The sequence below is a fragment of the Bacillus cereus genome, assembly GCF_007678085.1.
In the GTDB taxonomy this organism is placed as follows: domain Bacteria; phylum Bacillota; class Bacilli; order Bacillales; family Bacillaceae_G; genus Bacillus_A; species Bacillus_A cereus_BE.
This window is the reverse complement of sequence record NZ_VEDW01000002.1, coordinates 671,554-682,775: the sequence shown is the minus strand read 5'-3', so window position 1 is coordinate 682,775 and position 11,222 is coordinate 671,554. Positions and strand designations below refer to the sequence as shown.

The window sequence follows — 11,222 nt, the reverse complement described above, 5'->3', positions numbered from 1 at the left end:
TTGACAAACCCCCTTTTCATATAACATCATTAAAATAAACAAAATAATCTGAAAAGGAGCATTTATATGCAGCGTTATCTTGCTCTATCATTAGCACTCATCCCTATTTCATTAGCTGTATTTGGCATTAAGTTAATGAGAGATACTGTATTCGGGATTTTATTTCCTCCCCTCTCTATACTATGGTTACAATTTTTAATCGGCGCTCTCTGCTTCGGGCTCGGATTTTATATTTTCGGTGGCTTCGTCTTACACCGGGACCGTAAACGAAATAAAGTACAAGCTCGCTTTAGAAGATAGGAAAACCCCACTATTTATAAATAAAAAATGAGACCGTTACAAGCGGTCTCATTTTTTTATTGGCAATAACGTTCTTGCCGTTTCAGGGTAATCAGTAATAATCGCCGAAATATTCATATCAAAATATTTACGCATAAGTGTTTCTTCATTAATTGTATAGGGCCGAACCTCTACATCACTTTCCATCGTTAGTTCGGCAACGGCATCTTGCAGATAACGATAATTAGGGTGTACTGCTGTAGCGCCCATTTTTTTTGCATATGCCCACGGACTATGCAAACCTTCGCGATATAAAATCGCCGTTTGAATATCAGGAGCCATCATATGACACCTTTTCATACTATAGTGATTAAATGAAGAAAATATAACACGATCTTCTAGATTAAATTTTCGTACAAGCGTTATAACTTCTTCCTCTAAACCTCTGTATGGAATTTTGTTATTTTTAAGTTCAACATTAAGTAGCAACTCTGTTTTTTCAATCCATTCTAACACCTCTTCTAAAAGAGGTATTTTACAAAATCCTACTTTACCACCAAATATATAGCTCGCATCTAATTTACATAAATCCTCATATACATAATTTCGAACCGCACCTTTTCCATTTGTTGTCCGGTTCACTGTTTCATCATGAATGACGACAACCTTTCCGTCCTTCGTTAATTGAACATCAAGTTCAATTCCATCCGCTCTAAAAGATTCAGCTGCTTCAAATGAAATCATTGTATTTTCTGGATACGTTCCCGCTGCACCACGATGTGCAAATATAAGAGTCATCCTCACTCCCCCAATCTTATGCTATACTATACGAAAAAGGAGGTACTTCTATGAGACCATTACAAATTTCTCCAGATACTGCAGTCCGCCTATCAAAAGCATTAGGTGTTCCGCTCGAACAGCTTATGCATATGCCGCAGCACATTTTAATTCAAAAGTTAGTTGAATTAGAAAAACAAAATAAAGATGAAGAATAATACAGTCCTGTTTTGCAGGGCTTTTTATTATTTTCTATTATATCACGGATAACTTCCCTGCTAAAATCCCTTAACCGATATACTATGATTCCATTTAATTTTTTTCAAATATTTAATTGACTATAAATGAACCCCCCTCTTTTAATAAAAGAGGGGGGTTCATTTATAGTCAATTACTCAAATTATGCATTTTTCTTTTCTTTGTTAAAAATCATAAACAATTTATATAATCCTAAAGAAGCTGGAATATTCATAAATGCAAATGCCTCATAAGTATAATGAGGAGCTGTTTCCCATAGTAATAAGAAAGTAAACACCCCTACCGTACTAATCATCGCAATACGTATAACTTCCGATTCATTTTCATCTTTCTTTTTATAAAGTATAACAGCCGCCAGAACAGCTACATAAACAAATAATTTGATAACATACGAATATACAGTAACGATTTTATATTTCGTTGTACTATAGTTCGATACATAATTAGTTATCGTGTCGTTCTTCTGCTCAAACCATTCTCCAATACGGTACATGGAGAACTGGCTCGATACCCATTCTCTAGTTATTTTTTCATTTAAATGCCGTACATAACCCATTACGCCAAGTTCATTAAAACGCTGGACTATAACTTTTTTATTATGTTCATCCAAATCCTTTGTATTTTTTATGTTTTCATCATTAATATAATCTGTATCCGCCTGATTCCAAACACCATACGTATCTTTATTCAGACCCATTTGTACCCAATGGGTATATGGAATTTTTTCAATTTCATTATCGGTGCTGAGATTTAACTTTGTCGTTATACCTTTAAAACTTACAATAAGGATTAAACAAAATAAAACACTACTTAATACTTTTACAGAATACTCCTTACGAAACTTTAAAATATTTTCAATTAAAATCGCTAAAGCTACCGCCAATGCTGTCGGTCTTATAATATAAGTACAAGCTGCAAAAACTCCTAATAAAATCCATAAAATAATCTTCATTCTTTTTGTTTTCGCCGTTTTCAAACATAAATATGTATACATCGTTGCTGAAATAAAAAATATTACTAACGTATGCGTATAAAAAACTGGTGCCTGCCAATATATAAAAATGTTTAACACAGATAACACAATCGATATGTGAGCAACTTTAAAGTTTGTAATTTTCTTTACAATCAATACATTTAAAATGATACTACCTGTTATACATACTATTGGTAATATTTTTATCGCTACATCTACGCTTCCTACTAATTTAGCAAAATATCCTCCCAATAATACAATATGTGTATTATATGGATAAAATAGAAGCTGTCCCATTTCTAAAAAATGATTATCTCCCTTAAATACAGAGACAATTCCTTCTTTAAGGATGGCATAATCTCCTACGATAGGGTTAAATGCTATGGAAGTAATCATTATTTCCATCGTCAAAATGATTACGATACCTAAAGCAATCATAATATTTGTGTACGTTCTTCTCATTTTATTAATAACCCATTTATAATACATAAAGAAGAGAGCAAATAAAAGCAACGTCGCCGCTATAACAGCACCGACCTTTTTGGGAGTATACTCCTCAGTCGGATAAGGAAATTCACCACTCATCAAAATTGTTTTCGGGATAAAAAATTTACATACTATCATTGAAAATATAGATAAAAACACCGTCATAACAATGATTGGGTAAGCTCGATTCACTATTTTTTTAAAAGTCATTCATCCATTCTCCTATATCTCTTAACTTTTCCCAATCAATGATACGTTATAGAGATTATGATGTCAAACCCACGTATTTTCTGTACATATCCTTATTTTCACTGCATTTTTCAATAAAAATATGTTATTCCTTCAAAATCCTTAAACTAAAGTAAATAAAAAGACCAACGAATTCTAACATTCATTGGTCATTAAATAAAAAGTTCATTGGTTTTAGATTTAATATCAAGTATATGATTAAGCTTTACTACAACTTAAATCTCTTACTCTCAGCTAGCCTTATGTTCAAGTCTTAGCTTATCTGCAACCATTGCGATGAACTCAGAGTTCGTAGGTTTTGCTTTTGACATGGATACTGTATAACCGAATAAAGACGAAATAGAATCGATATTCCCACGACTCCATGCTACTTCAATTGCGTGACGGATTGCACGCTCAACGCGGCTTGCTGTTGTATTATATTTCTTTGCAATATCTGGATACAATACTTTCGTAATAGATCCAAGTAATTCAATATCATTGTACACCATAGAGATTGCTTCCCTTAAGTACATATATCCTTTAATATGAGCAGGTACACCAATTTCATGAATGATGCTCGTAATGCTTGCATCTAAGTTTTTCGGCTTTCCATCTATTGTCGTTGCTGAACGGAAAGATGGAAGTGGACGTTTAATGGTAGCGTTCGCTTTACCGCTTACTTGACGAATATGGCTCGTTAAATTCTCCATATCAAATGGTTTTAATATGAAATATGAAGCACCTAAGTCAACTGCTTTTTTCGTCACATCTTCTTGTCCAAATGCTGTCAACATAATTACGCTAGGCTGTCTTAGCCTTTCAATATGTCGCATTTTCTCTAGTACAGCTAAACCATCTAAATGTGGCATAATAATATCTAATACGAGTACATCAGGCTGCTTATCTTTTAATAAATTTAAACACTCTTGACCATTATAAGCAGTACCAATTATTTCCATATCATCTTGAGCAGCTACATAACTCTCTAGCATTGATACTAATTCTTTATTATCATCCACAAGACATACTTTAATTTTCTCCACAGCTTTTCCTCCCTTACCGAATCGATTCTCCGACATGTGTATCCTTCTAGGCTACATGAATTGTTCGACAATTGTGTGAAAATTCCCTTTTAAAGTTTGTTACTTTCCGATAAAATCACAAAAAAATATGTTTATCGTTCATTTATTCCCTTTCGCAACACATTCCATCATAGAAATACAACGAAACGTTCAACCCTTTTCTTTTATTTTACAACAAAAAACACCTCTTGCGGAGCTTTTACTAAATTTCAACGAATTTTTCAATAGAAAAGCGAGCTAATTAATAATTAGCTCGCTTTTCTTTCTTGTTCATAAATGTTAATTCCAGCCTCATGTAACATCCATTCAATATGAACACCATATCCTGATGTTGGATCATTTACAAATACATGTGTAACAGCACCAATTACTTTCCCATTTTGTACAATTGGACTTCCGCTCATACCTTGTACGATACCACCCGTTTTCGCTAATAAACGTTTGTCTGTTACTTTTATTACCATACCTTTTGTAGCCGGAAATTTTTGCGGTACTGTACTAACAACTTCAATATCAAACGCTTCCACTTTATCTTTATCAATAACTGTTAATATTTTTGCCGGTCCCTCTTTGACTTGATGAGATAGTGCAATCGGCATCGCTTTATCCATTACGCCATTTGGTATATTTGTATTTAATTTCCCAAATATTCCAAACGGACTATTTATTGTAATATTACCAATCACTTCACGATCTGGTGAGAACCTCGCTAATTTCTCTCCTGGATTCCCATGACTACCTCTTTCAATTGATGTAACTGTCGAACGCATAATTTGTCCATCTTCGACTTGAATCGGCTTTTTCGTATCGTTATCAGAAATGACATGACCAAGTGCCCCATATTTCATAGAATCAGGATGAACAAATGTCATTGTTCCGATTCCAGCTGCCGAATCACGAATATATAAACCAATGCGATAAGACGATTCTCCACTGTCTTTTTGTGGTGTTAACTTCGTGCGGATATGCTTTCCATCTCTTAACAAAACAAGATTAAGCGGTTCACCTGTTTCACCACTATTATGAATAAATGGTGCTACATCACTCATTCTTTCAATTGTTTTACCATTAATTTCAGTAATCATATCTCCAATTTGCACACCAGCTGTTTCACCAGGAGATACTTTCCCTTTTTCAGTTTGAATTAAATGATGGCCTACAACAAGTACCCCTTTTGTGTTTAACTTTACACCAATTGATTGCCCACCTGGAATAACTTTGAAATCTTTCAATACTTTCACATTTACTTTTTTCACTGGAAAACCAGCAAGTTGAAACACCATATCTGCTTCACCATTTTGATGAGAATTTACCATAAGTCCTTGTTTTTGTTCATTTGAACTTACTGTAAACACATGACGATCTGTAGATGAAGCTTGAAACACTGGTAATGAAGCTATTTCTGATTGTTGCCCTTCAAAGACAACAAGTTGCTTCGGGGATGAAATAAACGTCCGAAGCGGTTTAAAACACCCTATAAAAACTAAAGAAACAAGGAGACAAATACCTATTATTTTGCGAAATCTTTCTAATTTCAATTTGTTCACTCTCCTCGCTCCTACCCCACATTCAGCCTCTTGGCTTCACTTTTTAATCTCTCCTTGCAGTGCTTTATTTATAACCGGAAGAATTAAGAAATCCTCATTTGAGAAAAAAAGCTATCCATTACTGGATAGCCTCTGCTGTCTGTTTAAAATGATGCGCTTGTGTAAGTAATTCTTTCGCATGTTCTGTCGTTAAATCTGTAATTTCCACACCAGAAATCATTCGAGCTATTTCTGTTACTTTATCCTCCATAGTTAAAACGGTAACTGATGTAATTGTTCGATCATTCGCTACTTGTTTTCGAATAAATAAATGCGAATCTGCCATTGAAGCGACTTGAGGTAAGTGCGTAATACAAAGTACTTGTGAGTTTACTGATACGCGATAAATTTTTTCCGCAATAGCCTGTGCAACTCGACCACTTACACCAGTATCCACCTCATCAAAAATAACTGATGCAACACCTTGATGCTTAGAAAAAATGCTTTTTAAAGCTAAAATAATACGAGATAACTCTCCGCCAGAAGCGACCTTTGAAAGTGGTTTTAGCGGCTCACCTGGATTTGTTGAAATATAAAATTCCACATGATCGTATCCATCCGCCGTCAGCCTTACCGGTGCTCCCTCCACAAGAGGCTCTTCAGCATTTCCTTCTCGCTTCATGATTCTCACTTCAAATTTTGTTTTTTCCATATATAATTCTTTTAATTCCTGATGAATGGCATTTGTAAGATGCTCTGCAAGCTCATGACGCATAGTACTTAACGACGTTGCTTCTTTCAGAATAACACTTTCTAATTCCTTTAACTGCTTCTTCGTCGTTTCAATATGAACGTCTTTATTTTCAATCGTAAAAATTTCTTGTTCAATTTTATCAGCATACGCTAAAATCTCTTCTACAGTATTTCCATATTTTCTCTTTAGCATACGAATTTCATTTAAACGCGTTTCAATTTCATCTAAACGATTCGGATCATATTCCATCATATCGAGCTTTTCTCTTAGCTGATACGCAACTTCTTCTAATAAGTAATAGCTATTTGCAATTGAATCATGATTTTCTTGATACATTTCATCTAAATGTGTAATACTCTCCATTTGTCCCATTGCGCTTCGTATATTATCTAATCCTTGTCCATCAGCGCTTAACGAGCGATATGCATCGCCTAATGCTTTGTAAATTTTTTCGAAATTAGAAATTTGCAATCGTTCTTCAGTTAATTCATTTTCTTCATCCATCTTTAAATCCGCCTTACGGATTTCTTCATGCTGGAATTGAATTAAATCTAAGCGATGCGCCATTTGTTGTTCATTTTCACTTAACGATTTTAACTGTTTCTTTAACTTCTCATAGTCAGCGTATACGTTTTGGTATATACCCAATTGTTTAACAATACGCTCTCCATCAAAATGATCAAGCATAAATAAATGACGCTCTTCATTCATTAGATCTTGCGTTTCGTGCTGCCCATGAATATCAACAAGTGTTTTTCCAATTTCCTTTAATATACTAAGGGTAACCAGTTTCCCATTTACACGACATACACTCTTTCCGTTTGCAGCGATATCACGCTTCAAAATAATCATGCCGTCTTCTATTTCTATATCCAACTCTTCTGCCTTTTCAATACATGGATGCTTATCATCTTCTACATAAAATAGCCCTTCTATCTCAGCTTTTTCTGTTCCGTATCGAACAAATTCCGCTGAACCACGGCCACCTACAAGTAAACTAATCGCATCAATAATAATCGATTTTCCGGCTCCTGTTTCACCACTTAAAACCGTTAACCCTTTTTGAAAAGAAATATTTAATGCCTCAATAATAGCAAAGTTTCTAATCGATAATTCCGATAACAATGCCCCATTCACCTCGTTATAAACTAATCCCCTATTAAGGGCTTTTTTCAGTTCTTTATTCAAATAGTCATACTATATGTTTGTATGTAAAAATTACTTTTCTAACCGCTCCATTGTACCAAACATTTGTTTTACGGGTCAATCCACCTATTTTCTAATTTTGTTCACCAAAAATATTATATTACAATTAAAAATTCACGTTTTTAACCAATAAAAATATCCTGTTCACTTTCCACTTTACAGAGGAAAGCAAACAAGATTTTTTTGTTACAGCATATTTAAGAAACGATCAGAGACAACACCTGTATCTTCAGGTGTACGGCAAATAATTAAGCAAGTATCATCACCACAAATGGTTCCGATGATCTCATCCCACTCTAAATGATCAATAAGTGCCCCAAGTGAATGAGCGTTACCAGGCAATGTTTTTAGCACAAGCATATGTCCTGCCGTGTCTAATTTTACAAATGAATCCACTAGATTTCGTTTTAATTTTTGTAACGGGTTAAATCGTTGATCTGCTGGCAAGCTATATTTATAGCGACCATCATGTAATGGCACTTTCACTAAGTGCAGTTCTTTAATATCGCGCGATACTGTTGCTTGCGTTACATTAAATCCCTCATTACGTAAAATATCAACTAATTCATCTTGTGTTTCAATTTCTTTGTTCGCAATAATTTCCCTGATTTTAATATGGCGCTGACCTTTATTCATACATTTGCACCTCACACTATCTCTTACCATAGTTTAAACATTGGTATACTTCACTTATTTATGTTAACTTATAATTCGTTACTTGTACACAATTGTTTTTACAATCATTATACAATTACAACAAAAAGAGGAACAACATATGTTATTCCCCTTTTCCTTTTTGTTTTAGGACATCATGCGCCTCTGTAACTACTTGCTCAACAGAAACTGGAGAATGATTTTCGCCATTCTCACGTTCACCATGCCATTTCAGATGAATTAAAAATTCAATATTACCATCCCCGCCCGTAATTGGTGAGAATGTTAAACCTTCTACGTCGTATCCTTCTTTTACAGCAAAGTCGACAATCATTTCCACGACAGCCTCATGTACTTTTCGATCACGAACGATACCTTTTTTCCCAACTTGTTCTCTTCCAGCTTCAAACTGTGGTTTAATTAACGCTGCTACATCCCCATTAGGCATAAGCATTGTTTTTAAAACCGGCAGTATAAGCTTTAATGATATAAATGAAACATCGATACTAGCAAATTGCGGTAAACCACGTTCTAAGTCTGCAGGTGTTACATAACGGAAGTTTGTTCGTTCCATTACGACAACACGCTCATCTTGACGCAATTTCCACGCAAGTTGATTGTATCCTACATCTAATGCATATGATAATTTCGCACCATTTTGAAGCGCACAATCTGTAAAGCCACCAGTTGATGAACCAATATCTATCATAACTTTATCTTGTAAATCAAGATGAAATGTCTCTAATGCCTTTTCAAGTTTATAACCACCACGGCTTACATACGGCATAACTTGTCCCTTCACCGTAATCTCTGTATCTTGTGGGATTTTCTCTCCTGGCTTATCAAGTCTCATCTCATTCGCATATACAAGTCCGGCCATAATGGCGCGTTTTGCTTTCTCGCGTGTTTCTATAAGTCCTCGTTCTACTAATAGTACATCTACTCTTTCTTTTTTTGCACTCATTTGTTACGCCCTTTTTTGTTTTGATGGAATCATTGTATGAATACGGTCTTCAACAGCATCTGTCGTCAAACCAATTTCTTCTAATAATTTTGTTACACTACCGTGCTCTATGAAACGGTCTGGAATACCCATTCGTTCAATTAACGCACTATGGTACCCGTTCTCAGACGCAAATTCAACTACTCCCGTTCCAAAACCACCGATTAAACAAGCTTCTTCAATCGTTAAAATCGGTATATTTTTCCCTAAGAGATCATGTAAATATGCTTCATCCATCGGTTTAATAAAGCGAGCGTTCACTACTTTCACTGAAACTCCAGCCTTTTCAAGACGCTCAGCTGCTTCCATTGCCATTGGTATTGTCGTACCAAATGTTAAAATAGCCGCTTGTGTACCTTCTTTTAACGTTTCCCAAGTACCGATTGGAATCGCCTTTAATTCTTCATCCATATGAACACCAAGTCCATTACCACGTGCATAACGTAATGCGATTGGTCCATCTTCATATTGCATCGCCGTATATACTAAATGTTGCCCTTCATTTTCATCTTTTGGCATCATAAGTACCATATTCGGCAAATGACGTAAGAATGAGATGTCAAATACACCTTGATGCGTTTCACCATCTGCTCCTACTAAACCAGAGCGATCGATTCCGATGAAGACATTTAAATTTTGGCGGCATATATCATGAACAACTTGATCATATGCTCTTTGTAAAAATGTTGAATAAATCGCTAAGAATGGCTTCATCCCTTGCGTTGCCATACCCGCTGCCATTGTTGTAGCATGCTGCTCTGCAATACCTACATCAATCATACGATCCGGGAATTCTTTTTGGAATTTCTCAAGTTTCGATCCAACAGGCATTGCAGGTGTAATTGCAACGATACGCTCATCCGTTCTCGCTAGCTTAAGTACTGTATCACTAACAACAGCACTCCATGCTGGTGCAACTTCTTTCGGTTTAACGAAGTCACCTGATTCAATTTTATAAGGTCCTGTTCCATGCCAAGTTCCAATAACGTCACTCTCAGCTGGTTTATAACCTTTTCCTTTTTTCGTAATAACATGAACAAGCACTGGGCCTTTTGTTTTCTTTGCATATTGCAACGTTTCGAATAACTTTTCATAATCATGTCCATCAACTGGACCTAAATACGTAAAGCCTAACTCTTCGAAAAAGACACCAGATACTAGTAAATATTTAAGACTATCTTTTATTTTCTCTGCTGTCGCAGCAACTTTCCCACCAACTGCTGGGATTTTCTTCAATATATACTCTAGTTCATCTTTTACCCAATGGTATTTTCCTGCGGTACGTAGACGTCCAAGCACATTATGAAGTGCGCCAACGTTTGGTGCAATTGACATTTCATTATCATTCAAAATAACAATCATGTCTGTTTTTTCATGTCCAATATGGTTCAATGCTTCTAAAGCCATTCCGCCTGTTAAAGCACCATCCCCAATGATTGGTATAACATATTCTTTCGTTTTCTTTAAATCACGTGCTAGAGCCATTCCCATTGCAGCAGATAAAGATGTCGAGCTATGGCCCGTTTCCCATACGTCATGCTCACTCTCGCAACGTTTCGGGAAACCACATAGACCTTGATATTGCCTTAATGTGCCGAATTCTTTTGCACGTCCTGTTAAAATTTTATGTACATAGGATTGATGTCCTACGTCCCATAAAAATTTATCTTTCGGACTATCAAATAATTTATGCAGAGCAATTGTGAGTTCTACTACACCTAAATTAGGTGCAATATGTCCACCTGTTTGAGAGAGCTCTTCAATTAAAAACTTACGAATATCCTCACTCAATCCCTCTAGTTCACCGATAGACATATCTTTCAAAAAACTAGGGTTTTGAATTTGCGTTAGATCCACATGGATCACTCACTTTCATTTCATAATCTGTCAACATGTCAAATATTATAAAAAACATTTACACAAAACAAGAAATTCTCTTTTTTTATTTTTCACCTTGTCCTGCTATTAACCAGTCTATTGCGCCCTAATCCTA

10 protein-coding genes are annotated in these 11,222 nt (G+C 35.4%); 2 read left to right on the top strand and 8 right to left on the bottom strand.

The window, feature by feature from the left end; all coding sequences use genetic code 11:
- The first annotated feature begins 66 nt into the window (after nt 1-66).
- Nucleotides 67-300 carry a DUF2627 domain-containing protein gene (locus FS742_RS12760; protein ID WP_001190198.1) on the top strand — a complete coding sequence of 78 codons (234 nt, stop codon included), beginning with the start codon at nt 67-69 and terminating at the stop codon, nt 298-300.
- Between the two features lie 48 nt (nt 301-348).
- Here the strand turns inward: FS742_RS12760 and FS742_RS12755 are convergent, their stop codons facing one another.
- Nucleotides 349-1,077: a glycerophosphodiester phosphodiesterase gene (locus tag FS742_RS12755; protein WP_144612693.1), complete on the bottom strand. Its 729-nt coding sequence runs from the start codon at nt 1,075-1,077 to the stop codon at nt 349-351.
- Between the two features lie 50 nt (nt 1,078-1,127).
- Between FS742_RS12755 and FS742_RS12750 the strand changes: the two genes are divergently transcribed.
- Entirely contained in the window at nt 1,128-1,274 is a 147-nt protein-coding gene (locus FS742_RS12750; RefSeq protein ID WP_001247671.1) for a YycC family protein, read from the top strand.
- 182 nt (nt 1,275-1,456) lie between these two features.
- On the opposite strand, the gene FS742_RS12745 is transcribed toward FS742_RS12750, so the two are convergent.
- From FS742_RS12745 to dxs, 7 genes are all read right to left on the bottom strand, one after another.
- Entirely contained in the window at nt 1,457-2,983 is a 1,527-nt protein-coding gene (locus tag FS742_RS12745) for a glycosyltransferase family protein (RefSeq protein ID WP_144612691.1), read from the bottom strand.
- Between the two features lie 269 nt (nt 2,984-3,252).
- Complete coding sequence (gene spo0A, locus FS742_RS12740) at nt 3,253-4,047, bottom strand: sporulation transcription factor Spo0A (protein WP_144612689.1); 795 nt, start codon at nt 4,045-4,047, stop codon at nt 3,253-3,255.
- 287 nt (nt 4,048-4,334) lie between these two features.
- Nucleotides 4,335-5,633: a SpoIVB peptidase gene (spoIVB, locus tag FS742_RS12730; RefSeq protein ID WP_144612685.1), complete on the bottom strand. Its 1,299-nt coding sequence runs from the start codon at nt 5,631-5,633 to the stop codon at nt 4,335-4,337.
- Between the two features lie 118 nt (nt 5,634-5,751).
- The gene (gene recN, locus FS742_RS12725; RefSeq protein WP_144612684.1) at nt 5,752-7,491 is read right to left on the bottom strand and encodes a DNA repair protein RecN; all 1,740 of its coding nucleotides are present in this window, start codon (nt 7,489-7,491) and stop codon (nt 5,752-5,754) included.
- 267 nt (nt 7,492-7,758) lie between these two features.
- A complete protein-coding gene (gene argR / locus FS742_RS12720; protein ID WP_001032581.1) occupies nt 7,759-8,208 on the bottom strand; it encodes an arginine repressor ArgR in 450 nt (149 codons plus the stop codon).
- A gap of 142 nt (nt 8,209-8,350) precedes the next feature.
- Complete coding sequence (locus FS742_RS12715) at nt 8,351-9,190, bottom strand: TlyA family RNA methyltransferase (RefSeq protein ID WP_101194863.1); 840 nt, start codon at nt 9,188-9,190, stop codon at nt 8,351-8,353.
- A gap of 3 nt (nt 9,191-9,193) precedes the next feature.
- Entirely contained in the window at nt 9,194-11,086 is a 1,893-nt protein-coding gene (dxs, locus tag FS742_RS12710) for a 1-deoxy-D-xylulose-5-phosphate synthase (RefSeq protein WP_144612682.1), read from the bottom strand.
- Nucleotides 11,087-11,222 lie beyond the last annotated feature (136 nt).

Excerpts from the sequence above, each read along its gene's own strand:
- FS742_RS12715 (WP_101194863.1), bottom strand. The coding sequence starts at position 9,190 with ATGAGTGCAAAAAAAGAAAGAGTAGATGTACTATTAGTAGAACGAGGA.
- FS742_RS12760 (WP_001190198.1), top strand. The coding sequence starts at position 67 with ATGCAGCGTTATCTTGCTCTATCATTAGCACTCATCCCTATTTCATTA.
- FS742_RS12755 (WP_144612693.1), bottom strand. The coding sequence starts at position 1,077 with ATGACTCTTATATTTGCACATCGTGGTGCAGCGGGAACGTATCCAGAA.
- FS742_RS12750 (WP_001247671.1), top strand. The coding sequence starts at position 1,128 with ATGAGACCATTACAAATTTCTCCAGATACTGCAGTCCGCCTATCAAAA.
- FS742_RS12745 (WP_144612691.1), bottom strand. The coding sequence starts at position 2,983 with ATGACTTTTAAAAAAATAGTGAATCGAGCTTACCCAATCATTGTTATG.
- argR (WP_001032581.1), bottom strand. The coding sequence starts at position 8,208 with ATGAATAAAGGTCAGCGCCATATTAAAATCAGGGAAATTATTGCGAAC.